26 protein-coding genes are annotated in these 26,302 nt (G+C 60.0%); 17 read left to right on the forward strand and 9 right to left on the reverse strand.

Annotated elements, in window-relative coordinates; genetic code table 11:
* Positions 1-87: 87 nt before the first annotated feature.
* Genes I6G90_RS02695 through I6G90_RS02715 form a run of 5 tightly spaced genes read left to right on the forward strand, consistent with a single transcriptional unit; the run spans position 88 to position 3,615 of the window.
* Positions 88-1,053 (forward strand): MBL fold metallo-hydrolase, encoded by a 966-nt coding sequence (locus I6G90_RS02695; RefSeq protein WP_197929638.1) that lies wholly within the window; start codon positions 88-90, stop codon positions 1,051-1,053.
* Positions 1,046-1,378, forward strand: a complete 333-nt coding sequence (locus I6G90_RS02700; RefSeq protein ID WP_197929639.1) for a hypothetical protein — start codon at positions 1,046-1,048, stop codon at positions 1,376-1,378. Before I6G90_RS02695 ends, I6G90_RS02700 begins: the two co-directional genes overlap by 8 nt.
* On the forward strand, positions 1,366-2,223 hold the full coding sequence (locus I6G90_RS02705; RefSeq protein ID WP_197929640.1) for a DUF692 domain-containing protein: 858 nt from the start codon (positions 1,366-1,368) through the stop codon (positions 2,221-2,223). The genes I6G90_RS02700 and I6G90_RS02705 overlap by 13 nt, the downstream gene beginning before the upstream one ends.
* On the forward strand, positions 2,216-3,010 hold the full coding sequence (locus I6G90_RS02710) for an HvfC/BufC family peptide modification chaperone (protein ID WP_197929641.1): 795 nt from the start codon (positions 2,216-2,218) through the stop codon (positions 3,008-3,010). Before I6G90_RS02705 ends, I6G90_RS02710 begins: the two co-directional genes overlap by 8 nt.
* Positions 3,007-3,615, forward strand: a complete 609-nt coding sequence (locus I6G90_RS02715; RefSeq protein WP_197929642.1) for an HvfX family Cu-binding RiPP maturation protein — start codon at positions 3,007-3,009, stop codon at positions 3,613-3,615. Before I6G90_RS02710 ends, I6G90_RS02715 begins: the two co-directional genes overlap by 4 nt.
* A 97-nt stretch (positions 3,616-3,712) precedes the next feature.
* Here I6G90_RS02715 and I6G90_RS02720 read toward each other — a convergent pair whose 3' ends face one another.
* A complete protein-coding gene (locus tag I6G90_RS02720) occupies positions 3,713-4,891 on the reverse strand; it encodes an MFS transporter (RefSeq protein ID WP_197929643.1) in 1,179 nt (392 codons plus the stop codon).
* Between the two features lie 343 nt (positions 4,892-5,234).
* Between I6G90_RS02720 and I6G90_RS02725 the strand changes: the two genes are divergently transcribed.
* On the forward strand, positions 5,235-6,242 hold the full coding sequence (locus tag I6G90_RS02725) for an HAD family hydrolase (RefSeq protein WP_197929644.1): 1,008 nt from the start codon (positions 5,235-5,237) through the stop codon (positions 6,240-6,242).
* A gap of 162 nt (positions 6,243-6,404) precedes the next feature.
* Here I6G90_RS02725 and dkgB read toward each other — a convergent pair whose 3' ends face one another.
* The 4 genes from dkgB to I6G90_RS02745 all read right to left on the reverse strand — a co-directional run bounded on the left by dkgB (position 6,405) and on the right by I6G90_RS02745 (position 8,872).
* A complete protein-coding gene (gene dkgB, locus I6G90_RS02730) occupies positions 6,405-7,208 on the reverse strand; it encodes a 2,5-didehydrogluconate reductase DkgB (protein ID WP_197929645.1) in 804 nt (267 codons plus the stop codon).
* A 65-nt stretch (positions 7,209-7,273) separates the two neighbouring features.
* Positions 7,274-7,570 carry a putative quinol monooxygenase gene (locus tag I6G90_RS02735; RefSeq protein WP_064336428.1) on the reverse strand — a complete coding sequence of 99 codons (297 nt, stop codon included), beginning with the start codon at positions 7,568-7,570 and terminating at the stop codon, positions 7,274-7,276.
* Between the two features lie 181 nt (positions 7,571-7,751).
* Positions 7,752-8,114, reverse strand: a complete 363-nt coding sequence (locus I6G90_RS02740; RefSeq protein ID WP_069555015.1) for a VOC family protein — start codon at positions 8,112-8,114, stop codon at positions 7,752-7,754.
* Positions 8,115-8,479: 365 nt separating this feature from the next.
* On the reverse strand, positions 8,480-8,872 hold the full coding sequence (locus I6G90_RS02745) for a DUF6404 family protein (RefSeq protein WP_182937736.1): 393 nt from the start codon (positions 8,870-8,872) through the stop codon (positions 8,480-8,482).
* 195 nt (positions 8,873-9,067) lie between these two features.
* On the opposite strand from I6G90_RS02745, the gene I6G90_RS02750 reads away from it, so the two are divergent.
* Positions 9,068-9,970, forward strand: coding sequence for a LysR substrate-binding domain-containing protein (locus I6G90_RS02750; RefSeq protein WP_197929646.1), 903 nt, complete (start codon positions 9,068-9,070; stop codon positions 9,968-9,970).
* Between the two features lie 175 nt (positions 9,971-10,145).
* On the opposite strand, the gene glpK is transcribed toward I6G90_RS02750, so the two are convergent.
* The gene (glpK, locus tag I6G90_RS02755; protein WP_042057675.1) at positions 10,146-11,648 is read right to left on the reverse strand and encodes a glycerol kinase GlpK; all 1,503 of its coding nucleotides are present in this window, start codon (positions 11,646-11,648) and stop codon (positions 10,146-10,148) included.
* A 37-nt stretch (positions 11,649-11,685) separates the two neighbouring features.
* Entirely contained in the window at positions 11,686-12,534 is an 849-nt protein-coding gene (locus tag I6G90_RS02760; protein ID WP_042057673.1) for an MIP/aquaporin family protein, read from the reverse strand.
* Positions 12,535-13,032: 498 nt separating this feature from the next.
* Between I6G90_RS02760 and glpT the strand changes: the two genes are divergently transcribed.
* From glpT to I6G90_RS02805, 9 genes are all read left to right on the forward strand, one after another.
* Positions 13,033-14,391 carry a glycerol-3-phosphate transporter gene (glpT, locus tag I6G90_RS02765; RefSeq protein ID WP_075113126.1) on the forward strand — a complete coding sequence of 453 codons (1,359 nt, stop codon included), beginning with the start codon at positions 13,033-13,035 and terminating at the stop codon, positions 14,389-14,391.
* A 102-nt stretch (positions 14,392-14,493) separates the two neighbouring features.
* A complete protein-coding gene (locus tag I6G90_RS02770) occupies positions 14,494-15,252 on the forward strand; it encodes a DeoR/GlpR family transcriptional regulator (RefSeq protein ID WP_042012039.1) in 759 nt (252 codons plus the stop codon).
* 316 nt (positions 15,253-15,568) lie between these two features.
* Positions 15,569-17,056, forward strand: a complete 1,488-nt coding sequence (glpD, locus tag I6G90_RS02775) for a glycerol-3-phosphate dehydrogenase (protein WP_197929647.1) — start codon at positions 15,569-15,571, stop codon at positions 17,054-17,056.
* A gap of 106 nt (positions 17,057-17,162) precedes the next feature.
* Positions 17,163-18,251 carry a glycerophosphodiester phosphodiesterase gene (gene glpQ, locus I6G90_RS02780; RefSeq protein WP_197929648.1) on the forward strand — a complete coding sequence of 363 codons (1,089 nt, stop codon included), beginning with the start codon at positions 17,163-17,165 and terminating at the stop codon, positions 18,249-18,251.
* 218 nt (positions 18,252-18,469) lie between these two features.
* Positions 18,470-18,952: a serine protease inhibitor ecotin gene (eco, locus tag I6G90_RS02785; RefSeq protein WP_042656084.1), complete on the forward strand. Its 483-nt coding sequence runs from the start codon at positions 18,470-18,472 to the stop codon at positions 18,950-18,952.
* A gap of 297 nt (positions 18,953-19,249) precedes the next feature.
* A complete protein-coding gene (gene maoP / locus I6G90_RS02790; RefSeq protein WP_042656085.1) occupies positions 19,250-19,621 on the forward strand; it encodes a DUF413 domain-containing protein in 372 nt (123 codons plus the stop codon).
* Positions 19,621-20,493 carry an HTH-type transcriptional regulator HdfR gene (hdfR, locus tag I6G90_RS02795; protein WP_197929649.1) on the forward strand — a complete coding sequence of 291 codons (873 nt, stop codon included), beginning with the start codon at positions 19,621-19,623 and terminating at the stop codon, positions 20,491-20,493. The genes maoP and hdfR overlap by 1 nt, the downstream gene beginning before the upstream one ends.
* A gap of 172 nt (positions 20,494-20,665) precedes the next feature.
* Entirely contained in the window at positions 20,666-21,607 is a 942-nt protein-coding gene (locus tag I6G90_RS02800) for a hypothetical protein (RefSeq protein WP_197929650.1), read from the forward strand.
* A gap of 145 nt (positions 21,608-21,752) precedes the next feature.
* Positions 21,753-22,943 carry an amino acid aminotransferase gene (locus tag I6G90_RS02805; protein WP_042057657.1) on the forward strand — a complete coding sequence of 397 codons (1,191 nt, stop codon included), beginning with the start codon at positions 21,753-21,755 and terminating at the stop codon, positions 22,941-22,943.
* A gap of 106 nt (positions 22,944-23,049) precedes the next feature.
* On the opposite strand, the gene I6G90_RS02810 is transcribed toward I6G90_RS02805, so the two are convergent.
* Together I6G90_RS02810 and I6G90_RS02815 are read right to left on the reverse strand one after the other, a co-directional pair.
* Positions 23,050-23,553 (reverse strand): DUF2062 domain-containing protein, encoded by a 504-nt coding sequence (locus I6G90_RS02810; protein WP_197931144.1) that lies wholly within the window; start codon positions 23,551-23,553, stop codon positions 23,050-23,052.
* A complete protein-coding gene (locus I6G90_RS02815; protein ID WP_182933898.1) occupies positions 23,547-24,065 on the reverse strand; it encodes a DUF2062 domain-containing protein in 519 nt (172 codons plus the stop codon). The genes I6G90_RS02810 and I6G90_RS02815 overlap by 7 nt, the downstream gene beginning before the upstream one ends.
* A gap of 27 nt (positions 24,066-24,092) precedes the next feature.
* Between I6G90_RS02815 and I6G90_RS02820 the strand changes: the two genes are divergently transcribed.
* The gene (locus I6G90_RS02820; protein WP_197929651.1) at positions 24,093-26,294 is read left to right on the forward strand and encodes a DNA internalization-related competence protein ComEC/Rec2; all 2,202 of its coding nucleotides are present in this window, start codon (positions 24,093-24,095) and stop codon (positions 26,292-26,294) included.
* The last annotated feature ends 8 nt before the right edge of the window (positions 26,295-26,302 follow it).

The raw sequence follows: 26,302 nt of genomic DNA on the forward strand, positions 1-26,302 counted from the left end.
GTCGGGCTGCCAGTGGCGCAGCCCGACCACCCACCCTGCCACTTCACTGACAGTCGCGGACTGTCACTCAACCGACAGGTAATCAATATGAAACAGACATTGAAAGCGGTGGCGCTGGCCATCGGCTGCGCCCTTGCCGCCGCGCCGGCGGGTGCCGCCAGCCAGGGCGTACAACTGACGCCACTGGACAAGAACTTCACCCTGCAGGTGCTCGGTAGCGGCGGCCCTATCTCCGACGATCAGCGTGCCTCCTCCAGCGAGGTAATCTGGTGGAAGGGGAAATCCCGCATCCTGATCGATGCCGGTGGCGGCGTCTACCTGCGCTTCGGTCAGGCGGGGGCCAAGCTCGAAGAGGTCGATTTTATCGGCATCACCCACTTTCACACCGACCATGTGACCGACCTGCCCGCCCTGCTCAAGGGGGCCTACTTCTTCGAGCGCAGCGATCCGCTGGATCTGGCGGGGCCCGAGGCAGGTTCGGCCTTCCCCAGCATGAGCGGCTACTTTGACGCCCTCTTCAACAAGGAGAAGGGGGCTTATGCCTACCTGAGCGGCTTCAAGGATGGCACCGATGGTCTCTTCCCCATCACCCTGATTGATGTCCCCTATCGGGGGCCAAAACCCCACACCGTCTATCAGCAGGATGGGCTGACCATCACCGCGCTCGGCATTCCCCACGGTGACGTGCCCTGTCTGGCCTACCGGATCCAGAGCGCCGAAGGGAGCATCGTCATCTCGGCTGATCAGAACGGTTCCAACCCCGCCTTCCTCGATTTTGCCCGGGGCGCCGACATTCTGGTGATGCCGCTCGCCATCCACGAGGGGGCCGATCCGGTCTCCGCCTCGCTTCATGCCAAGCCCTCGGTGGTGGCCAAGATTGCCGCCGAGGTGAACCCCAAGCTGCTGGTGCTCAACCACTGGATGGGGTTGGGGCTGAGCCGCAAGAGCGAGGCGCTCGACATCGTCAAGTCGCAGTTCCTCGGTCAGGTGATTGCCGCCCGCGATCTCTCCAGCTACCCCGTTTCATCCGTCAAGGAGTCCACCCATGAGTAATCCAAGCAGCAACAAGACCAACAAACTGACCCTCTCCATCGCCATGACCAGCATGATTGCCCTGACCCCGGGGCTGGCGCTGGCGGCCACCCCGAGTGATGCGCCGGTAAAAGCCGCCCCCAGCGAACAGCTCGGCGGCAAGTGTGCGGCGGGCAAGTGCGGCACCGAGAAGCGCTTCGAGAAGCAGGCTCTCGACAGTGACCCACAGGGGCGGCTGGTGCGTGCCCGCGATGGCAAGTGTGGCGTAGGGGGAGAGGGGATTGATGGCGACAGGTCCGGTTCCAACAACGGCAGCAAGATGACGGAGGGGGTATGCGGCCAATAAGCTCCCGCAGTCGGGGGATCGGGCTGCGCCAGGAGCATCTGGATGCGCTCTGCTCCGGCCCCGTCCGCCCCGGTATCGACTTTCTCGAGCTGGCGCCGGAGAACTGGATGGCCATCGGCGGCGCCAAGCGGGCGCAGCTGCATCAGCTTGCCGAGCGTTACCCGCTGGTAGCCCACGGCCTCAGCCTCTCTCTCGGCGATTGCCAGCCCCTCAACCGTACCCTGCTCAGCCAGATCCGCACCTTTCTGGATGAGTTCGGCATCGAGATCTACAGTGAGCACCTGAGCTTTTCCCGCGACCAGCAGGGGTATCTTTACGAGCTCTTACCGGTACCGCGGCAGTGGGAGAATATTCCCTATCTGGCCGAGCGGATCGCGCAGGTGCAGGAGGCGCTGGCCCGTCCGCTGGTGCTGGAAAATATCTCCTACTACCACGGCTATGACCACGAGATGTCGGAGGAGGATTTTCTCGCCGAGCTGGTGGCGCGCAGCGGCTGCGAGCTGTTGCTCGATATCAACAACGTCTTTGTGAACAGCCGCAACCACGGTTACTGCCCCAAGCGGATGATTGCCGGGCTGCCGAGCAATGCGATCCGCTACTTCCATATCGCCGGTCATCTGGAAGAAGCGGATGGCACCTTGCTGGATACCCATGGTCGTCCGGTTTGTGAGGAGGTGGTGGCGCTGGCCCGTTATACGGTGCAGACCCATGGCCTGCGTCCCCTGCTGCTGGAGCGGGATCACCATCTGCCACCGCTGGCAGAGCTGGAGGCCGAGCTGGCGCGGGTGCACGGCGCCTGTTGCGAGGCGATCGACAGTCAGGTGCGGGAGGTGCGTTATGGATAGACGGTTATCTCTGATCACCGCGCCCAAAACGGCGCCGCAGCGGATGCAGCAGCAGACCGCCTGGCTGGCGAGCCAGGTGCGGCTGCCGCAGGATGGCATCGCCAGCCACTATGCCCGCAGCGTGCGCGCCAATGTGGAGTCGGTGCTGGAGAGCGCTTTTCCGCTCATCCACGCTCACTGGGCGCCGGTGGACAGAGGGCTGCTGGTGGAGGGCTTTGTTATCCAGCACGGCGCCGAGGCCCCCGAGTTTCACCATATCGCCACCGAGTTTGTCCGCTTTGTGCAGCATCGCCACGGCGAGGGTTCCCTCAACTGGCCCAGGCAGCGGCTGGCGCTGCTGGAGTACGAGTGGGCCTGCCTCTGTGTCGAGATTGACCAAGGGGTGGTGCCGCAAGTGTTGCCGGGGGAGGAGGTAACGGCGGAGAGTTCGCTTGTGCTCAATCCCACCCTGCAACTGCTTGAGCTCCCCTTTGCCATCCGTCGCAGCGGCGTAGTGCCGACCCGGCAGGGCAACCACTTCTATGGCCTGTTTCGCAGCCCGGATCATCAGGTGGTGACCCAACGGTTGCGCGAATGGGATGTGGCGCTGATCCAGCTGCTGCAACAGCAGCCGGGGATCACCCAAGCCGCATTCCAGCGACAGGTTCAACAGGTTCGCAGCGACTTTGATCTGATCGAGTGGGCGCGCCATTTTCACCGGCTGGGTCTGTTGACCCTGCCCGTCGGCGAGCGCCAGTCTAGCACTCCCTTGCCCTCATTTAGCAAACACCAAGGAGAATTCCCATGAACAACACCCTGATCCAGTGGTACGAGCGGGCGGTGGCCCAGTGCAAGCGGCTCGATTTTCTGGCCCTGCTGGCCATTCGCCTCTATCTCATTCCGGTCATCTATGTGGGGGCCCACTCCAAGGTGATGGGTTTTGCCGGCACCGTCGCCTGGTTTAGCGCACCGGTCTCGGAAGGGGGGCTCAACCTGCCGTTCCCGACGCTGCTCGCCTTTCTGGCGGCGGGCACCGAGGTGCTGGGCTGCATCTGCATCGCCCTTGGCCTCTTTACCCGCATCATGGCCATTCCCACCATCTTCCTGATGAGCGTGGCGAGCGCCATGGTGCACTGGAAGCACGGCTGGGATGCCATCGCCACCGGCAGCATGGAGGCCACTGTGCGCCTCAACGGCTTTATCGAGTGGCTGGCCGCCAACTTCCCCGGTCGCTACAACTACATCACTGAGCTCGGGGATCCCGTGATGCTCAACAACGGGATGGAGTTTGCCGCCACCTATTTCGTGATGCTTCTGGTGTTGCTGGTTTACGGCGGTGGCCGCTACGTCAGCCTCGACTACTGGCTCAAGCGGGCGGTGAACAAGGGGGCAGTGGTTTCCCGCACGGCATAACAACTCACAAAATAACAGAGCGTGAAAAGAGACGAGCGGCAGAAGCCGCTCGTTTTTATTTGATGAAGGAAGAGACAGTGCGACCTGCTGGCGCAGCTTATGCCTGACAGGCGGCGAGTCGGACGGCTTCGCGGCGCTCGCTGACATGGGTCAGCCCGTAGGCCAGCAACACGATAAGGGCACCGATCCAGGGGGTGTGCATCAGGCCGAGGTGCTCCACCACCAAGCCACCGACCACAGATCCCAGTGCAATGCCGACGTTGAAGGCAGCGATATTGAGGCCCGATGCCACATCTACTGCGTTGGGTGTATGGCGTTCGGCTTGCTGCACCACCAGCACCTGCAGACCCGGCACATTGCCGAAGGCAAAAGCGCCCCACACCAGCACGGTCAGTACCGCCAGTACCGGATGGGGGGCGGTGAAGGTGAGGGCCAGCAGCACCAGCGCCAGACCGGCAAACAGCAGCTTCAGCGCTGGCAGGGGGCCCATCTTGTCGGCCAGCTTGCCACCCCAGATATTGCCGATGGCAACCGATACCCCGTAGACCAGCAAGATCAGGCTCACCGCTCCGGCGCTAAAGCCGCTCACCTGCTGCAGGATGGGGGCGAGGAAGGTAAAGGCGGTGAAGGCGCCGCCGTAACCGAGGGCGGTTTTGGCGTAGACCAGCAGCAGCGGCTTTTTGGTCAGTACAGAGAGCTGTTCGCGGATGGTCGAGGCCGCCCCCTTGGGCAGGTTGCTCGGGATCAGCAGCAAGCTACCCACCATGGCGACGAGTCCCAGCAGGCTCACCACCAGAAAGGTTTCGCGCCAGCCAAAGACCTGACCAATCCAGGTGCCAAGCGGTACGCCGGTCACCAGCGCCACGGTGAGGCCGCTGAACATGATGGCGATGGCGCTCGCCGCCTTCTCTTTGGCCACAAGACCCGTGGCGATGGTGCTGCCTACCGAGAAGAAGACCCCGTGCGCCAGTCCGGTGAGGATGCGGGCCACAATCAGGCTCTCGTAACCGGGGGCCTGCCAGGCCAGCAGGTTGCCGGCGGTAAAGAGCGCCATCAGCCCCACCAGCAGCCACTTGCGCGGCACCTTGCCGGTGAGCGCCGTGAGCACGGGGGCGCCGATGGCCACGCCAAGGGCATAGAGGCTGACCAACAGGCCCGCCGAGGGGAGCGAGACATTGAGCTGCTCGGCGATGGTGGGGATAAGCCCCACAATCACAAATTCGGTGGTGCCTATCGCAAAGGCACTCAGGGTAAGGGCAAATAACGCCAGTGGCATAACAACTCCTTGGTTAGGGACTCCCGACGGGAGAATGGCGCCAGTATGCCGATGCGATTTGTTGGCAAAAATGACGGCAACATCAAATTACTTTTGCCAAATCAGCAGCAATGACACTGAGTGAGATGAGATGTTGTTGCCCGCTGTGCGAGCGCAACGCAGTGATCTGCCTCGCAGAACGGGCTAAGTGCTGTTCCTTTTCTGAGCTTGCTTAAGCTCCAGTACAAGCTGGCCGCCATAGGGTTGTCCCTGTTAAACCCGTGTGTGTTGAATCCATGTGCGCCGGTGGTGTCATGGCCGCGCGCTTTCATCTACAGGCAATATCCAGCTGACAGGTAACATGATGACATTGAACCGACTCTCCTCTCTTTTGCTGCTGTGCGGCGCCTTTGCGGTACAGGCTGGCCAGAGCGATCCCCTCTCTGCCTGGAATGACACGGCAGCCAAGCAGGCGATCACCCGCTGGGTAACCAATGCCACCGATCAGCAGCAGGCCACTTTTATTCCGCCCGAGAAGCGCCATGTGGTGTTTGACAATGACGGCACCCTCTGGCCGGAAGCGCCCATGACCTATCAGCTGCAGTTTGCGATGGACGAGATCAAGCGCCTGGCGCCGGAACACCCGGAGTGGAAGGCCGACCCCATCGTCGCGGCAGTGCTGAACAATGACCTCAAGGCCGTGGCCGAATCGGGGGAGAAGGGGCTCGCCAAGCTGGTGGGGCTGACCCACAGTGGCATGACCACCACCGAGTTTGCCGAGCGGGTCAGCCGCTGGGTCAACCGCAGCAAGGATCCCCGTTTTGGCTGCCACTACGATCAGCTCGGTTATCTGCCGATGAAGCAGCTGCTGGGGTATCTGCGGGACAATGGCTTTCAGACCTGGATTGTCTCCGGCGGCGGCATCGACTTTATGCGGGTGATGTCCGAGCAGATGTATGGCATCCCGCCCCAGCAGGTGATTGGCTCTTTTACCCTCGGTGAGTTTGCCCTGAACGGGCAGGGCAGCGAGATCCGCAAGACCATGAATGGCGCTTTCTTTGATGACGGCAAGGCCAAACCGGCTGCCATCCACCTCTTTATGGGACAGCGCCCTGTGGCGGCCTTTGGCAACAGCGATGGCGACGTGCCCATGCTGCAATACACCTCGACCAACCCGGATTACCACACATTTGGCCTGCTGGTGCACCACACCGATGCCAAGCGCGAATACGCCTACGACAGCCATCCGCCAGCCAGCGGCAAGCTGATCGACGGGCTGGCGCAGGCAAAAGCGCGGGGCTGGGTGGTGGTCGATATGAAATCAGACTGGAATCAGGTGTTCGATCCGGCTCTCTGCCAGAACGCGCCCTGATTGCGTGAGCTGCAGCTGGCGTCAACAGGTTGGCTGGAGGTTCAGCAAGCGCGGCAACGCGTGAGGCAAGAAAAGAGACAGGGAGAGCATGATGCTCTCCCTGTTTTATCTGGCTGGTCGGCAGAACCGGCCCTTTTTCGCGTTAGTCTCACGCCTTTCGCGTCAGTCCCATGCGGGGGCAAAGTCGGGATTGGCGCAGCGCTCGCCCCGTTCCAGCGTGGCGATGGCGGCCATCTCCTCACTGCTCAAGGTGATATCGAGCGCGGCCAGATTGGCAGCCTGATTCTCCCGCTTGGTGGAGCTCGGTATCACCGCCATGTTCTGGGCCAGTAGCCAGGCCAGCGACACCTGCGCCGCCGATACCCCGTGGCGTTTGCCAATCTCCATCAGCAGCGGTTCGCTCAGCACCTTGCCATAGGCGAGCGGCATATAGGCGGTAACGGCGATACCGTGGGCTTTGCAGAACTCCACTACCTTGCGGTTTTGCAGCAGAGGATGAACCTCGATCTGCTGGTGGGCGATGGCCCCCGGCCCCAGAATATCGATGGCTTCTTTAAGCTGGGCCACGGTGAAGTTGGAGACCCCGATCTTGCGGGTCAGGCCCTGTGTTTTGGCCTCGGCCAGCTGCTCCAGATAGACTGCCATCGGCACCTCATCCTTGGGGGAGGGCCAGTGGATCAGCGCCAGATCCAGATAGTCTGTGCCCAGTTTTTCGAGGCTCACCTCAAGGCTCGGGATCAGCTTGCCCGGGCCAAACTCGCTGGTCCACACCTTGGTGGTCAGGTAGATCTCGTGGCGGGCAACAGTGCTGCGGGTCAGCACGGCGCCGACCTCGGCTTCGTTGTCATAGATCTGGGCGGTATCGATATGGCGATAGCCCAGCTCCAGGCCGTTGGTCAGGGTGGCAAGCAGCGGCTCGCCCTTCAGGCGGAAGGTGCCCAGACCCATGGGTGGCATATTGATCATCTCGTTCCTCAATGGGGTGGTGGTTGGCCCTTGATGGGCTGAATGGTAAGCGGCGCAAGGGCCAGTCAGGCGCCCAGCGGCTGATAGCGGCGAATGGTGCTGCTGGCAAACCAGGGCTCGGCCTTGGCGACAAATTCGGTAAAGTGGGGCTGACCCTGATGGGCGGTGAGGGCCGCTTCGCTCTCCCACACTTCGTAGAGCATCCAGCTGTGTGGATTGTCCAAGTCTTGGTGCAGCTGATAGCGCTGGCAGCCCGCCTCTTGCAAGGTGGCCGCAATCAGCGGCTCAAGGGCGGCGCGAAACTGGGCGGCGAATTCGGGTTTGGCTTCAAGCTGGGCAATCACAATCACGGGTGATGACATCTGAACCTCCTTGGCAAAAACGAAGGGTCAGTATGCCTGCCGTGACTTGCAGGAAACAGGGCGCTGGTCGCAAAACAGTATTGAGGGGAGAGCAGCAATCCTGTAGCCAGAAATACATGGCGCAAGTGCCATGGTGGCATGGAATCAAAGAGAAAAGGGGCGGACGTACCGCCCTGTATCATCAGGCGTGGGAAGGTTCTGACCAGACTGCAAATTCATTGCCGCTGGGCTCAACGAAGTGGAAACGGCGGCCACCGGGGAAGTCGAACAGTGGGCGACTGATGGTGCCACCGTGTTGGCTCACCTTGGCTTGAGTTGCTTCAATATCGGCGCTATAGAACACCAGCAGTGCGCCACCCTGAGCTGTCTGGTTGCACTGATCAGCCCGATAGAATCCGCCATCCAGCCCCTCATCGGCAAAGGCGCAGTAGTCGGGGCCGTAATCAACAAACTGCCAGCCAAATACGGCCTGAAAGAAGGCTTTAGTTGCGGAAAGATCTCGCGCTGCAAACTCTACATAGTTCAGTTTTTCATGGACGTTCATAAAGTGATGCTCCCTGCTGATGTATTGGGCATGATGGCAGAGATAGCTGCGCCAACCTACTGACACTTCTTACGTTTTTTCTGGTCTGCTTCTCACGAGAGCGCTGCTACGATATGGGGCTTGAGCAACAAGGCTGCGGATGTGCTGAAGGGAATAAAAAAAATAAGTGGAACCGGATCCTTGCTGCGCTGGTAAGTGCGCCAACTGCAGTTGTGGCGGCGAATTATACGGTAGCCGAGCAGTAGACTATGGATGAAAACAGTCAGAGTAAAAATGACGATAGAATCCAGCAATTGAAGACCCCATTCAGGTAAAAGGTGGGTTGTACAGGTATGGATGCGTCATGTCTAGACCCGTATGGAAATTCATTCCCTCTCAGGTTGCTCATGTGAGAGTTGCTCAGGTATCTGCCCTAACTGCTCCCACGAGGTCAATCCAAGCTGTCGGCGCCTCAGCCAGAGCCTGATTAAGGTGAAGAGGCCAAATATGCCAGCGAACACGGCTGTGTTGAACAGGGCTGATATTGGATCCTTCTCCTCTGGGCGCCAGACGAAAATCCACATAATCAGACCCCAAATTGGTGCAATAGAGAGGCCTGCACAGATGAAATTGACAAACCAACCGGCGTAATAAGGCGGTTTGACGGCACAGCCTAGTTTACGCAGCAATTTGAATAACCACGGGTTGTAGTCGAACTCCTTGATGCCCTTGTCAGCCAGCTCCTGATGGGCGGCGGCCAGCCGCGCTTCAAATGTCATGGTATTCATCCTTGTGAAATAAGTGGTGCCATACGGTGCTTTTCTGGCTGCATTGTACTGACAAATCGCGGGCATGATGTGGGCTCGCGGTCACGTTCTTCTCTGTAGAAAAAAAAGAACTGTCCTTACCGTACGCTTGCCAATCCACAGCTCCTGCGCCTATAAAGGCCCATTACTCTTGTTCGGATAACAGCAATGAAGACCCATTCTGATGAACTGACCCTGTTTGTGGCGGTGGTGGAGGCGGGCAGTTTTCGCCAGGCGGCGGAGAACCTCGGCATGGATAACTCGGTGGTGAGCCGTGGCATCAAGCGGCTGGAGGAGAAGCTCTCCACCGTGCTGCTCAACCGCACCACCCGCCGAGTCAGTCTGACCGAGGAGGGGAGCTGGTTCTATCAGCGGGCGGTGAAAATTTTGACCGAGATGAGCGAGGCGGAGGGGCATCTGCTGATGCGCCGGGAGCAGCCGGAGGGGATCTTGCGGATCGATGCCGCCACCCCGTTTATTCTGCACCGGTTGGTGCCGATCATCGGCGAGTTTCGCCGCCGCTACCCTGCCATCGAGTTGCAGCTGCACAGCTCGGAGGGCTTTATCAATCTGATGGAGCGGCGGGTGGACATGGCCATCCGCATCGGCGAGCTGACCGACTCCTCCCTGCGGGCGCTGCCGCTGGGTCGTTCGCGGCTGCGGCTGCTCGCTTCCCCCGGCTATTTGAGCGAGCGTGGCACCCCGCGCCAACCGGCGGATCTGCTGAGCGGTCACGAGCTGCTCGGCTTTTTGCATCCCGATCACCTCAACCACTGGCCGCTGCTCAGTGCCGAGCAGGGGGATCGCTTTGCCATCACCCCCAGCCTGCGTGCCAGCAGCGGCGAAACCTTGCGCCAGCTGGCGTTGCGGGGGCAGGGGATCGTCTGTCTGTCGGATTTTATGACCGGGCAGGATCGGGAGAGCGGGGCGCTGGTGGAGGTACTGGCCCGCAATAACAGCGGCGCCTCGCGCCCCATCAATGCGGTCTTCTACTCCGATGCCCAGAGGGATATCCGGCTGCGGGTCTGGCTCGATTTTCTTAAAGAACAGCTGGGCAGCCACTCACTCTGATGCGGTGAGCCCGGATGCGCGATGGGTGCCCGCGCAAGGGCGTTGGCGCAGCATATGTGCACCATTCAGACGGCGCCCAGCTGGCAATGTAACAGACTGCCGGGAATGTAAAAAAGAGGCCGACATTGCTGTCGGCCTCTCTGGTTTTTATCTCAACGGGATATCGGTTGCCCGATCACTCCTCTTCAGCCCAGCGGCGTGAACGCTCGACCGCTTTCTGCCAGCCGCTGTAACGTTTGGCGCGATCTTCTCTGTCCATCTGCGGGATGAACTCGCGGTCCACGCTGAACTTGTCTTCCAGCTCGTCGGAGCTCTTCCAGAAGCCGACGGCCAGACCCGCCAGGAAGGCGGCGCCCATGGCGGTGGTCTCGATGCGAGTCGGACGTACCACCGGGGTGTGCATCATGTCAGCCTGGAACTGCATCAGGAAGTCGTTGGCCACGGCGCCGCCGTCTACCTTGAGGGCTGCAAGCTTGATGCCGGAGTCCTGCTGCATCGCATCCAGCACATCGCGGCTTTGATAGGCGATGGATTCCAGCGCGGCACGGATGATGTGGTTGCGATTGGCGCCACGGGTCAGACCGACCATGGTGCCACGAGCATACGGATCCCAGTAGGGCGCGCCCAGACCGACGAAGGCCGGCACCAGATAGACGCCGTTGGTGTCACCCACCTTGGAGGCGAAGTAGTCGGTATCGCGGGCATCGTGAATGATCTTCAGCTCGTCACGCAGCCACTGGATGGTGGCGCCACCCATAAACACCGCACCTTCCAGCGCGTAGTTCACTTCCCCTTTCGGGCCGATGGCGACGGTGGTCAGCAGGCCGTTATTGGAGCGAACTGGTTCGGTGCCGGTGTTCATCAGCATGAAGCAGCCGGTGCCGTAGGTGTTCTTGGCCATCCCTTTTTCAAAGCAGAGCTGACCGAACAGGGCAGACTGCTGGTCACCGGCAATACCGGCGATGGGGATGCGGGAGCCGCCGCCACGGGTGGTGTAACCGTACACTTCGGAAGAGGGTTTCACTTCCGGCAGCATGGACATCGGGATGCCCAGCTCGTCCAGCATCTTCTCGTCCCACTTCAGGTCGCGGATGTTGTAGAGCATGGTACGGGAGGCGTTGGTCGGGTCAGTGACGTGTACTTCGCCATTGGTCATCTTCCAGACCAGCCAGGTGTCGATGGTGCCGAACAGCAGCTCGCCGTTCATTGCCTTCTCGCGGGCACCTTCCACGTTGTCGAGGATCCACTTCACCTTGGTACCGGAGAAGTAGGCATCCAGCACCAGGCCGGTGTTGTCACGGACGTACTCTTCCAGACCGCGCGCTTTCAGCTCTTCGCAGATGGCGGCGGTACGGCGGCACTGCCAGACGATGGCGTTGTAGATGGGCTTGCCGGTGGCTTTTTCCCAGACGACGGTGGTTTCACGCTGGTTGGTGATACCGATGGCGGCGATCTCTTCGCTGCGCAGGCCGCTCTTGGCCAGCACTTCGGTAAAGACGGAGGATTGGGTCGCCCAGATCTCCATCGGGTCGTGCTCTACCCAGCCCGCTTTCGGGTAGTGCTGGGTAAATTCGCGCTGTGAGGTCGCGACTATGTTGGCGTCCTGATCAAACACGATGGCGCGGGAAGAGGTGGTACCCTGGTCCAGAGCGACGACATATTTCTTTTCTGCAGACATGATGTTCTCCACGTTTATTTTCTACGTTGGGGCCGTCTTACGCGGCAGCCTCTTCTTTGGTGGTTTGGGTAGCTTGCTCGGCGGCGGCAACACGGTTGCCCGGGACGCAGGGAGCCAGCACTTTGACATACAGAGCGGTACCAAGCTGGGCACCAACGATGGGGCCAAGGATCGGAACCCAGAAGTAGGGGTTGTCACGACCACCGGTCAGGGCGACATCACCCCAGCCAGCAAAGAACGCGAACAGTTTCGGACCAAAGTCACGGGCCGGGTTCATGGCAAAACCGGTTAACGGGCCAAGGGAGGCGCCGATCACCGCGATCAGGATACCGATCAGCAGGGCGGCCGCGAATCCTTTGGGGGCGCCGTTGTTGTTGTCACCCAGTGCCATGATGCCCAGCATCAGCACGGCGGTGATCACCAGCTCGACGGCGAAGGCTTGCATGTTGGTCAGCAGGGCGTTCGGGTAGGTGGAGAAGATCCCGGCGGTGCCGAGGCTTTCGACGCTGCCGCGCACCACGTTATGGGTCACTTCCCACTGGGTGAAAAGGTTACCATAAAGGAAGTAGACAAGGGCCGCGAAGCAGAAGGCACCGGCCATCTGGGCGATGATGTAGGGCACTACCTTGCGCTTGTCGAACCCGCAGAAGGTCATCAGCGCCAGGGTAACAGCCGGGTTCAGGTGGGCACCTGAAATACCGCCGGTCACATAGATGGCGATCGCGACGCCCAGACCCCAGGTAATGGAGATTTCCCATTGTCCGAAGTTGGCGCCTGCCAGCACCAGAGCGGCGACACAGCCGACGCCGAAAAATATCAGCAAGCCGGTTCCGATAAACTCGGCGATGCATTCGCCAAGCAGGGTATTGGGTCTTTGTATGCTCATATCTTTATTCCTTATATCCACCCGTAGAGGCCATAGAGGTTTAATGTTCCGTTTTTCATTTTTGTGTCTATCCGTTGCGGCCGAAAACGTTTCCTTGTTGTTTTTGTGTCTTGCGCAAACGTTATGCTCGTTTGCGCTCGTTATCGGACGAGAGAGAAAATAAACCTTCCCGCGAAATTCACCATCCCCCTGCCATGGGAAATGTGGACAAGATCCCACTCATTGCTAAGAAAATGTGACGTATAGCAACTTGATGGCGGCAAGATACCCCTAATGGGGTACTCTCTATCCCTTGTCCGGCAAGGGTTTGAGGCAGATGAGTAACTGCTCATTTGGAACTTTTATTTGTAATAAAAATGAAATATTTGAGCATGCATCACAGATTAAATGAGCGCATATGAGCACAATGAGCTCGCTTACGAATCAGTGGACTCACATGGTTCGTCGGAATGGTCAGGGCATCCTCAACCGCCCATAACAACAATAAGGAAGCAGAACATGCTTAGTCTCTTCAGGCCTGCGGCGCACATCGACAGGCTCCCGGCTGACAAGGTCGACCCCTTCTACAAACGCATGCGTTGGCAGGTGTTCTTCGGGATCTTCTTCGGTTATGCCGGTTACTATCTGGTACGGAAAAACTTCAGTCTGGCGATGCCCTATCTGGTCGAGCAGGGCTTCTCTCGTGGCGATCTGGGTCTGGCCCTCTCCGGGGTGTCCATCGCTTACGGCTTGTCCAAGTTCCTGATGGGGAACGTCTCTGACCGTTCCAATGCCCGTTACTTCCTCTCCGCCGGTCTGCTGCTCTCGGCCGGTATCATGTTCATGATGGGTACCATGCACTGGGCAACCTCCAGCATCGCCATCATGTTCGTACTGCTGTTCCTGAACGGTTGGGCACAGGGCATGGGCTGGCCGCCCTGCGGTCGCACCATGGTGCACTGGTGGTCACAGAAAGAGCGCGGCGAAGTGGTTGCGGTCTGGAACGTGGCGCACAACGTGGGCGGCGGCATGATTGGCCCGCTGTTTATCCTCGGGATGGGCTGGTTCAACGACTGGCGCAGCGCCTTCTATGTGCCTGCGGCGGCGGCAGCAGCCATCGCGGTGATCGCCTTCTTTGTGATGCGTGATACCCCGCAATCGGTCGGTCTGCCTCCTATCGAGGAGTACAAGGACGACTATCCGAAGGATTACAACGCGAGCCATGAGCAGGAGTTTTCCGCCAAGGAGATCTTCGTCAAGTACGTGCTGCACAACAAACTGCTGTGGTACATCGCGATTGCCAACGCCTTCGTTTACCTCATTCGTTACGGTGTGCTGGACTGGGCGCCAACCTACTTGAAAGAGGCCAAGCACTTTACCGTCGACAACTCCTCCTGGGCTTACTTCCTCTACGAGTGGGCCGGTATTCCGGGCACCCTGCTGTGTGGCTGGATCTCTGACAAGATGTTCCAGGGCCGCCGTGCGCCAGCCGGTATCCTGTTCATGGTGCTGGTGACCGTGGCTGTGCTGGTCTACTGGTTCAACCCGGCCGGCAACCCGACCGTCGACATGATGGCGCTGGTGGCTATCGGCTTCCTGATCTACGGCCCTGTCATGCTGATCGGCCTCTATGCCCTTGAGCTGGCACCGAAGAAAGCAGCCGGTACTGCGGCAGGTTTCACCGGTCTGTTCGGTTATCTGGGCGGCGCTGTGGCAGCCAACGCCATGCTGGGTTATACCGTTGACCACTTCGGTTGGGATGGCGGCTTCCTGGTGCTGACCGTATCGTGCGTGCTCTCCATCATCCTGCTGGCGATGACCCTCAAACACGAGAACATTGCCGTTGCGGCCAAGAAAGCGGCTGCCAATAAGGCATAAAACGTGATCGTCAGCTTATTGATCCCAAAGGGGATCAGGTAAACTGCCAAAAGGCCCCGCATCTGCCGGGGCCTTTTTTCGTTTCATCATCGGAGTGCAAGCGTGAAGCAAACCCAACGACATCTGGAGATCCTGGACGTCCTGACGCGGCAGGGATTTGTCTCGACCGACGATCTGGTGACCCACTTTGACGTCAGCCCCCAGACCATTCGCCGGGATCTGAACGATCTCGCCGAACAGAACAAGATCCGGCGCCATCATGGCGGTGCCTCCCTGCATTCGAGTACCGTCAATACCGCCTACAGCGCCCGTAAAGTGATGCAACTCAAGGAGAAAGAGCGCATCGCCCGCGAGGTCGCGGCCAATATTCCCGACGGTTCATCGCTCTTTATCGACATAGGTACTACCACCGAGGCGATCGCCCGCGCCCTGCTCGATCACCGGGAGCTGCGCATCGTCACCAACAACCTCAACGTGGCCAGCATCCTGACGGCCAAGGATGACTTCACCGTCATCATCGCCGGTGGCGAGATCCGCAACCGCGATGGCGGCATCGTGGGGGAGGCGACCCGCGACTTTATCGGTCAGTTTCGCATGGACTATGGCGTCATCGGGATTTCGGGGATCGACAACGACGGCTCCCTGCTCGATTTCGACTATCACGAGGTGAAGATCGCCCAGGCCATCATAGCCCACTCCCGTCAGGTGTTCCTGGCCGCCGACCACACCAAGTTCGGTCGCAATGCCATGGTCAATCTGGGCAATCTCAACCAGATCCACGCCCTCTTTACCGATCAGGAGCCACCGGAAAAGCTGACGCGATTGATGGCGCAACACCAGATCGCCTGCCACATCTGCTGACGGCTGAAGAGGCCAAGGCTGTGCCGGTCGCCCGTTCGGGCGGCCTCCTTTCTGTTCCTGCTCCCATTCTCGCGCTCATGTCACCCCTTTATGGGTATTGCCAAAGCCACTCTCTAGCCTGGCTCTTTTGGCTATTCACTCGCCACTTTTAGCCTGATCCCTGTCGCTCACCTGCTGTACCACTTTTGCCCCCTCTGGCGGGCTGTGGCGATCACACTTTCGCCATAAAATGTTCGTTTGTTGTATTTTCATGTTCTAAAATGAGCGAAATCAAACATTGCTGTTATGGCAATCATAAAAATGAAAGTAGGTGAACATGAGCGAACATTATGATCTGGTCGTCGTCGGTGGCGGCATCAACGGGGTCGGCATCGCAGCCGATGCGGCAGGACGGGGTCTGAAGGTTGCCCTGTTTGAGGCGCAAGATCTCGCCTCTGCCACCTCCTCCAACTCCAGCAAGCTGATCCACGGCGGTTTGCGCTATCTCGAACATTACGAATTCCGGCTGGTGAAAGAGGCGTTGGCGGAGCGTGAGGTGCTGCTCGGTATGGCGCCTCACATCGCCCGTCCGATGCGTTTTCGCCTGCCGCACCGCCCGCACCTGCGTCCGGCCTGGATGATCCGTGCCGGCCTGTTCCTGTATGACAATCTGGCCAAGCGCGACAAGCTCAAGGGGAGCTGCGGCGTGCGCTTCCTGCCGCAAGATGGCTTGACCGCAGGGATCAACAAGGGGTTTGAATATTCCGATGCCTGGGTTGACGACGCCCGGCTGGTGGTGCTCAACGCCATGATGGCCCGTGACAAGGGGGCCGATGTGCAGACCCGCACTCGCTGCATCAAGGCGGTGCGCGGATCCAAACACTGGACGCTGACGCTGGAGCGGGAAGGGGGCGAGCAGTTCACCGTCACCTGCCGTGGTCTGGTCAATGCGGCCGGCCCCTGGGTCAAGACCTTCTATGACGAGAGCCTGAACGAGAAATCCCCCCGTGGCATTCGCCTTATTAAAGGCAGCCACATGATAGTGCCGCGCATCCATGAGCGCGAAGAGGCCTATATCCTGCAAAACGAGGACAACCGCATCGTCTTCGTCATCCCTTATCAGCAGGACTATTCGCTGATCGGCACCACCGATGTGGAACACCACGGCAGCCCGCGGGAAGCGAAGATCAGCGAGGCCGAGATCAGCTACCTGTGCAAGGTGGTTAATGCCCACTTCACCCGTCAGATCGCCCCGAAAGATGTGATCTGGACTTACGCCGGGGTGCGCCCGCTCTGCGATGACGAATCTGATTCACCACAGGCGGTGACCCGCGACTATACGCTCGAACTTTCTGGTGAATCGGATGGCGCACCGCTGCTCTCGGTATTTGGCGGCAAGCTCACCACCTATCGCAAGCTGGCGCAGGCCGCCTGCAACAAGCTCAAGCCCTGGTTCAGCCAGATGGGGGATGACTGGACTGCGACCAGCCGGTTGCCCGGTGGCGAGTTCGACTGCTCGGTGCGCGAGCTGGCCCGCGCCTTTGCGCTGGAGTTTGACTGGCTCGACGATCGCAGCGCCCTGCGCATTGCCGAGGCCTATGGCGCCCATGCCCGCCTCTGGTTGAAAGAGGATCGTGGCATTCACTTCGGTGGCGGTCTATACGAGTCGGAAGTGCGCTATCTCATCGAGCGGGAGTGGGCCTGTTCACTGGACGATATCCTCTGGCGCCGCAGCAAGCTGGGGCTGCGCCTGAACGAGTCAGAGCAGCAGATGCTGAGCATCTGGCTCGACCAATATCATCACGCTCTGCGCAAGGCGAGCTGATGTGTGACGGTGGGCAGTGCGCTGCTGCCCACCGCGTTCTACCGTAAATATGCAACAAACCTCTGATAGAACAATTACCTACACACAATAATAAAGAGCCTCGCCTATGAAAAAACTCGCCGTTTCCCTCATCGCCTTGAGCCTTGGGGCATCCCTCTCATTACCCGTGTTTGCTGCCGATGAAGGCAAGGTGGTGATTGCCCACCGTGGCGCCTCCGGCTATCTGCCCGAGCATACCCTGGAATCCAAGGCGCTGGCCTATGGCATGGGGGCCGATTATCTGGAGCAGGATCTGGTAATGACCAAGGATGACCAGCTGGTGGTGATGCACGATCACTTCCTCGATGGCATCACCGATGTGGCCGAGCGTTTCCCCGGTCGTGCACGCCCGGACGGCCGTTATTATGTGGTGGATTTCACCCTGGACGAGGTGCGCTCCCTGCGCATGACCGAGCCGTTCCAGCTGGTGGATGGCAAGCAGCTGCCGGTCTATCCGGCCCGCTTCCCGCTGTGGAAGTCGAACTTCAAGATCCACACCTTCCAGGAGGAGATCGAGATGATCCAGGGGCTCAACAAGAGCACCGGCAAAAACATCGGCATCTACCCGGAGATCAAAGCACCCTGGCTGTTCCGCCACGAAGGCAAGGATATCTCCAAGGCGGTGCTGAAGGTGCTCAAGGAGTACGGCTACACCGGGAAGGATGACAAGGTCTATCTGCAGTGCTTCGATGCCGATGAACTCAAGCGCATCAACAGCGAGCTGATGCCTGCCTTAGGGATGGATCTGAAACTGGTGCAGCTGATGGCCGAGACCGACTGGAACGAGACCATGGTTTACGATGCCAAGGGCAAGGCGATCCCCTACAACTATGACTGGATGTTCAAGCCGGGGGCGATGAAAACCATCGCCAGCTATGCCGAAGGGATTGGCCCGTGGAAACCGATGATCGTCACCGAGCCGGGCATTTTGGGCAAACCGGTCTTCACCGGCATGGTAAAAGAAGCCCACGCGGCGGGTCTCAAGGTGCATCCTTATACCTTCCGTCAGGATGAGGGGCAGATCCCTGCCTATGCCAAGGACTTCACCGATCTGCTCAACATCTTCCTCTATCAGGCCGATGTGGACGGGGTGTTCAGCGACTTCCCCGACAAGGCGGTAGCCGTGATCAAGGCCCATGAAGGGGCGGCTAAATAACGAAGTGGTGTCATTTGAATGTGAAGCGAGGCCAGTTGGCCTCGCTTTTTGTTGGAGGTTCCCGCAACGGGAGTGTGCGCCCTGTCAGAAAATAGCCAGATCACGTCATGGTGTGCCGGATCTGCATCATTTTACGCACTTTTTACGTAGCAGATCGCTGGCATGAAATCAGCGGAGCGGTTAGTCTAGCGGCGTTGAACCAACCCCATGAGGTACAGATGAAAGCCGTATTGCGTTTTAGCCTGCTGGGCGCCTTGTTGTTGGGTGGCCATGCCTTCGCCGCCGAGCCGAAAAAATTTGATATCAGCATGTTCCCAGCCGCTGACGTGAATCAGGAACGTGTGGTGATCCGCCTGCCAGAAGTCGAGAAAGAATCCGACATGATGGTCGAGCTGCAGGTCGGTAAAAAGATGATGGTTGACTGCAACGTACCGCGTTTTGCCGGCAACCTGGAACAGCACAGCGTCAAAGGCTGGGGCTACAACTACCTGCAACTGGGCAAGGTCTCCGACCCCATCACCACCCTGATGGCTTGCCCGGATGCCCAGCAGAAAGAGACCTTCGTCCAGATCTACGGTCAGGGCTTCTTCGTGAACTACAACTCCAAGCTGCCGTTCGTGATCTACGTGCCGCAGGAGTATGAAGTGCGCTACCGCCTGTGGCGTGCCGACAACCTGGCCCAACCGGCCATGATTGAGTAAGCATGTTTGAACCCAGGGTTCAGCTGGTTCATCTGATGTGACAAATAAAGCGCCGTTTGGCGCTTTATTTTTACCTGAATTGTCCGGGAAATGACGTGAAATCGGGCTGTACGTTTACATAAGTTTATTATTTATCAACGATTTTTGTGTGCTCGGCCACAAAATCGGCGCCAGCTATGGGGCAAAGTGACTTCGATAAAAGATATTTATTAATATAGTGAGAAAATTGATTTTGCACTCGGCGATGGCCTGATGATACTTGCCCGCAAAGGTCAAACTAACCAGAAAAAGAGCACTATGAGCTTCGAATCAGACAAGCGTTTCAACGACTTCAAACATTTTCCCCGTGGCCTGCGTCGCAGTGGTGAATTCACTGTGGCCGAAGCGGACAGTCTGGAAAAGTATGGTACCGCCATGCTGGCTCTCTATCAGGGCAATCTGACTCCCCGTGACGATGTCGAGTCCGCCTTCGTCGAGCAGGTCAAATCCGGAGCGGCCGGTGCCAACCCCCATGCCAAGGTGTGGTTCAAATACCTCAAGGTGATCGGTCCCAAGCGCGTTCATCGCCTCTGCACTGTCGTTGGTGGTGCCAGCGAAGAGAGCAGCGGTGGTGCCAGCTTTGATGTCGGTGGTGGCAGCGGTGGTGGCAGTGACGAGTCCATCGATTAATGGATACCGAGCTGCTTCGGACCTTTATCGAGGTCAGTAAGACCCGGCACTTTGGCCGGGCTGCTGAAAATCTCTACCTGACCCAGTCGGCGGTGAGTTTCCGGATCCGCCAGCTAGAGCAGCAACTGGGTGTCAGTCTGTTTGCCCGTCATCGCAACAATATCCGCCTGACCGCCTCCGGTGAGCGTCTGTTGCCCTACGCAGACGCCATCTTGCATACCCTCGGTCGTGCCAAGCAGGATGTGGCGCTCTCGCCGGGATTCAGCCAGCAGTTGGCCATCGGCGCGCCCGCGGTGTTCTGGGAGCTCGATTTCAACGACTGGCTCAATCACATCTATGCGCTGGCACCCGGCTTGGCGGTGCGGCTGGAAACGGCTTCCCGCGAGCACCTCTGCCGCCAGTTGCTGGAGCGCTCCCTTGATCTGGCCCTGCTCTCCGAGCCCACCAAGATCGACGAGATAGCCCTGCATCCCATCGGTGAGCTGGTGTTCGAGCTGGTGAGCCGGGATCCGGCCGCCAATGCCGACAACCTGATGCAGATGCCACACATCCACCTCGATTGGGGCACCAGCTTCGAGCCGCAGCCCAGCCGCTTGCAGAGCCTGCAAAAGACTCCGGTGCTGCACTCCAGCTCCGCCAGCATGGCGTTGCAATTCGTGCTGGCCAATGGCGGTGCTGCCTACCTGCCACGGCGGATGGTCAGCCCCTTTCTCGAGAAGGGAGCGCTCCATCTGGTGGAGGGGGGACAGCCGCTGAGCCGTCCGCTCTATCTCGCCTATCTGGAGAAATCCGATCGCCGGGAGCTGATCGATCAGCTGCTGACTCTGCCACTGGGTTGGCACGATGCCGAGCTGCACCTCAACGTCGAATAAGCATCGCGTGTTATCCAAGCAAGAGCCCACCCCCACGGTGGGCTCTTCTGTTTGGGGAAAATTGCAGGGAGCAAGGTCACGTAATTGGCGCGGGAGGCTTGGCGTCATCGGCCTGTAACGGTACCTTTTCAGGCTGTTTATCCGATTGAGCACTGACAGGGATGGATTGTAATTGATCGACTTTAGTCACCCCGAATGGCGGGCGCTGGCGCAGCAGTTGCTGAGCCATTCACCAGTGGTGATCCGTGGCCGCCAGTGGCAACCGCTGGTGGGGCTGCTCAAGGATAACCAGCTGCTGCTCGCTCATGGCAGCCACAGCTATGAGCTCACCCCGGCCGGACGGCGCTATCTCACCCGAGAGCTGATGCTGGCCGAGATCGCCACCGCCCCCCCCGAGCCTGAGGAGTGGTTGCATGCTCAGGGCTGGCAATTGGGGGAGCAGGTCAACGAGCGGGTGCTGGCGGCGCTCTATCGCAAGTCAGAGGTGAACTTCACCCCCAACGAGCAGATCGATTTTGAGGACAAGGGGATCCGGCTCTGTGCCGATCAGCTGTTGCGCTTGCGCGCCGCCCAGCCGTTCAGCCTCTTTTTCAGCGGCGGCACCTTAATCGATGCTGCGCCCTGGTTGCAGGCGCTGGGGGAGGTAGCCCTGCCCGAGCGTACCTTGGCGGGTCTTGGCAAGATCCTGTGGGGGGAGGGGAATATCGAGCGGGTGATCACCACAGACAGCGTCGGCGCCTTTGCCGAGTTGCCTCTTGAACCCGGCACCTTGCTGATATGGGCGCCCCCATCGGCTCCCCTTGCCTTGCAGCAGGTGGTGGCCGCCTTGCCCCCCAATGTGCTGTGGAGTCATCTTACTGCCCTCGACCCTGGCGGGGTGGATCGGCTGCAGGCGCTGGCCCAGCGCTTGGGTCGTCCGGCCAGCTGGTGGTTGCCCCGTGATCTGGCCCCCATCCTCAGCGCGTATGCCCAACCTTTGACGAAGGCTCGGCCGTGGGAACCGAGCCGGATCCCCAAGTCATTGTTAGCAGTTTGTAGCGGTTTGGTTGAGTCCAATGGTGGTTTGTCGGCCGAGGTGTGCGCGCTGGCGCCAGCGTGGCATGCCGTTGGTTGAAATTGGCCTGAAAGCGAGCCAAAAAGCGGTTTTCCCCCATTGAACGCGGTGATATAAAGTGTTGACGAAGCGCTCGCCAGATGAGCGCTTTTGTTTATCAAGCCGCTTTGCCACCCAACGAACTCAACGGAATACAGGGAATACCATGTTTGAAAAGGTTGTTGCCGCCCCAGCGGATCCGATCCTGGGCCTGACCGAAGCCTTCCGCGCTGACTCTCGCAGCCACAAGATCAATCTGGGCGTAGGGATCTACAAGGATGAGTCCGGTGCTACCCCCATTCTTCATTGCGTCAAGAAAGCCGAGCAGAAGCTGCTGACCGACGAGAAGACCAAGAACTACCTCGGTATTGAAGGCAATATCGAATATGGCCGCATCGTGCAGCAACTGCTGTTCGGGCAACATTCTGCGCTGGTTGCCAGTGGCCGCGCCAAGACCGCGCAAGCGCCGGGTGGTACCGGTGCCCTGCGTATCGCGGCCGAATTCGTGGTGCGCAACGGTCTGGCCAAGACCATCTGGATCTCCGATCCCACCTGGGCCAACCACGTTAGCGTATTCCAGGCCGCGGGCCTGACCGTCAAGTGGTACAAGTACTACGACGCAGCCACCAAGGGGCTCGACTTTGCCGCCATGCAGGCTTCGCTGGCCGAAGTGCAGCCGGGTGAGCTGGTGCTGCTGCACGGCTGCTGCCACAACCCGACCGGTATCGACCCCACTGCCGAGCAGTGGCGCGCACTGGCCAAGCAGAGTGCTGCCGCCGGCTGGTTGCCGCTGTTTGACTTCGCCTATCAGGGTTTTGCCCGTGGTATCGAAGAGGATGCTGAAGGTCTGCGGATCTTCGCCGAGTGCCATGATGAGCTGCTGGTGGCGAGCTCATTCTCCAAGAACTTCGGCCTCTACAACGAGCGGGTCGGCGCCTTCACGCTGGTCAGCGCGACCAAAGAGATCGCCGATGTGGCCTTTACCCAGGTCAAGACAGTGATCCGTGCCAACTACTCTAACCCGCCGTCACACGGCGCCGCCGTGGTCACCGCCGTGGTGAGCGATCCGGCTCTCTATGCCGAGTGGGTCGAAGAAGTGGCTGCCATGCGGGTGCGTATTCGCGAGATGCGCGAGCTGCTGGTCGAGAAGCTGGCTGCCCTCGGCGTGAGCCAGGATTTCAGCTTTATCCGTGAGCAAAACGGCATGTTCTCCTTCTCCGGTCTCTCCAAGGATCAGGTTGAACAGCTCAAGAGCGAGTTTGCCATCTACATCGTCGGCTCCGGCCGGATCAGCGTGGCCGGTATTACCCGCGCCAATATCGATCCCCTGTGCGAGGCCATCGCCAAGGTGCTGTAATCGCATCGCCTTGCGTTCTGGCACTATGCCATGAAAAAGCCCGTCACCTTGGTGACGGGCTTTTTTGATCGCCAACGGCTGATCGCCAAACAAGGGGAAGGGCGACTCAGCGGAGGCGGGCGCCTTGCCACCGTTTGCGCAGTTGCAGCAGCAGCGCGGTCAGAGCGCTGCCGCTCAGGGCGGTGAGTACCGCCAGCAGCAGGCTGCCGAGCAGGAAGGGAGGCACCAGGGTGGCCGCTTCCTGCTCCAGCCAGTGGAGGGTCCAGGTGAGGTGGAAGGGCTCCGGCGTTTTGTGCAGCACCAGACAGCCGGTGCGATAGGCGTAGAGATACATGAATGGCAGGGTCAGCGGATTGTTGAACCAGACTGCCAGCAGCGCCAGCGGCAGGTTGAGGCTGAATGCTAGCGCCAGCCCGACTGCGATGAGCGAGTGCATCGGGATAGGGAACCAGCAGGCGAAGATCCCGGCCGCTACCGCGCCGCTCAGGGCGCGGGTGCCCCCTTGCCAGAGGGCCGGGGCAAGCAGCCGTTCACCAAACAGGGCAAACCACTTCTGCTGGCGCAGGGTGTCGGGATCGAGCTTGAAGCGGGCAAACCAGCGACTCAGCATGCGCGGGCCATCTTGCGTTTTTGCCACTGGCGCACCGTGCTGATCCGCCAGAAGGTACGGATCAGGGTGTAACCGATAAGGGAACTCAGCAGGGCCAGGATCAGCGATCCCAGCAACAGTGGCGGCGCTACTGTGCCCAGTACCGAGACCAGCCAGTCCCAGGTGAACTCAATCTCTATCTGCTGCGCCGAATGTCCCAGCAGCTGGCAACCCACCAGATAGGCGCCATAGAGCAGGGGCGGCATGGTAAAGGGGTTGGAGAGCCAGACCAGCGCCACCGAGAGCGGCAGATTGACCCGGCACAGGATGGCGCCACCGGCGGCCAGCAGCATCTGGCAGGGGAGTGGCACCCAGGCCATGAAGAGGCCCACCGCAAATGCTCCGGCGGCTGAGCGGCGGTTGAGGTGCCAGAGGTTGGCATCGAGCAGCAGTTTGCCGAACAGCCGCAAGTGCTTGTGTTCTTTCAGGGTTTGCTGATCGGGCATCCAGCGTTTAATGAGTCGTTTGGGCATATTGAAACCTTGCTAAATACTTGCTCCATGGATCTGCGTCTGTTGTCGTTTGCCCTGGGGGCAAGCTCCTCACTGCTCTGGCCATGGTTACCTTCACTCGCATGGGGGGGCCTGTTGCTGTCCCTGCTGATCCCCCTTGCATATTGCCGTGCCTGGCGGTGGCTGTTTCTCCTGCTCGGCATCCTATGGATGCAGGCCAATCTTGCCTATCGGCTGGCCTGGCTGGAGCGATTGGGCGATCAGACGAGCCACATGATAACCGCACAGCTGCAAAGTGCAGAGCCCGAGGGGGATAAATTTGTCCGACTGCTGCTGCAGGTGAGCACCCTCGACGAGCAACCGGTGACACCTGAGCCCCTGATCCGGGTCAATGCCTATCAGGCGTTGCCCGCCATGACTGTGGGCAGCCGGATCACGCTGGTGACCTCGTTGAAACCGGCTCACGGCCTAGCCAACGAGGCGGGGCTGGATGGGCGGCGTCTGCTGCTGGGCAAGGGGATCACCGCCACCGGCAATTTGCGCCGGGTGATCGACATTCATCAGGCTGCACCGGGCTGGCGCGAACGCTGGTTGGACGCAGCGACCGATAGTTGGCGCACTCTTGACCATGCACCCTTGTTGGCGGCCCTCACCTTTGGCGAGCAGAGCGGCATCACGGATGCCCAGTGGGAGCTGTTTCGCGGTAGCGGCCTGACTCACATCATCGCCATTTCAGGGCAACACATCGCGCTGGTGGCGGTGCTCGGGTGGTGGCTGGGCAGGCTGTTTGGCCTGCGCGGCGCCATTATCACCTCTCTGCTATTTGCCGCCGTCTACAGCGCATTGGCGGGGTTTGCGGTGGCGACCGAGCGGGCCCTGATCATGGTGCTGGTGTGGAGTGTGCTGCGCTGGAGTCGGCGGGAGTGGCCGGCCTGGCGCATCTGGCTGTGGGCCTTTGTGGTATTGACCCTCTGGGATCCCTTCGCCCTCTATTCGGCCGGTTTCTGGCTCTCGTTTCTGGCGGTGGCCATCCTGCTGCTGGTGGGGTATGTCCACGACAAGCCGGGGCTATGGCAGATCCAGCTCTGGCTGCTGCTCGGTCTGCTGCCGCTGCAACTGGCGTTGTTCGAGGGGATAGCGCCCCTTGCCATGGTGATCAACCTGTTGGCGGTGCCGCTCTTTTGTATCGCCATCATACCGTTGGCGCTGATCGGTGTGCTGTTGGCGCCGCTCTCCACCTCGCTCGCCTATGGCCTGTTCTGGCTGGCGAATCTGGGGCTCGGTTGGGTGCTGACGATCCTGAATTGGCTTTCCGAACAACTGCAACTGTGGTGGCCACTGCCCGGCTGGTGGCTGCCGCTCTGCACCCTGCTGTTGCTGCTCTGGTTCGCCTCGCAGTGGCGCCCGGCACGCTGGCTCTGGCTACCGGGGGGTTGTGCGCTGTTGCTGGCGCTCTGGCCTTCCCCGGTTCGCTGGCAACTGCGGGTGCTGGATGTGGGGCAGGGGCTGGCGGTGCTGATCAGCAAGGGGGATCGCGCCATCCTCTATGACACCGGCGATCGCTATCCCGGCGGCTACAACATGGCGGATGCGGTGATCCTGCCCCAGCTGAGCCATCTGGGGATCCGGGTCATCGATCGCCTCATCATCAGCCACAAGGATCGGGATCATGCCGGCAATCGCAAGCGACTGCTCAGCGCCATGCCGGTGCGTCACGAGCTCTCCTCTTACCCCTTTAGCGAGGGAACGACGCTCTGCCAGCGTGGGCAACAGTGGCGCTGGCAAGGGCTCGCATTTACGGTGCTCTGGCCAGAACGCCCCGGCGGCGGGCACAATAACGATGGTTGCGTGGTGCGTATCAGCGATGGCGAGCGCAGCGTGCTGCTCAGCGCCGATATCGAGCGGCAGGCCGAGCAACGTCTGGTGGCGCTGGCGGGGGAGGGGTTGGCCAGCACCTTGCTGGTGAGCCCCCATCATGGCAGCCGCACCTCCTCCACGCCCCCGTTTGTCGCGGCGGTGGCAGCGCAGGAGGTGATCCACAGCACCGGTTTTATGAATCAGTGGGGCTTTCCCCGTCCCGATGTGGTGGCCCGCTATCGGGATGCCCGCCAGTGGGTCACCGGCCTGCAAGGGGCAATTCTGGTCGAACCCACCGCAGCGGGATTGAAAGTGACTGCCGAGCGCAATCAGGGCCCCTGGTACCGGCGTGGTGGCGAGTGGTGGCGGCCGAGAGTGTGGTTTGAGCAATAATCCGTCAT

Source organism: Aeromonas allosaccharophila, assembly GCF_016026615.1.
Classification (GTDB): domain Bacteria; phylum Pseudomonadota; class Gammaproteobacteria; order Enterobacterales; family Aeromonadaceae; genus Aeromonas; species Aeromonas allosaccharophila.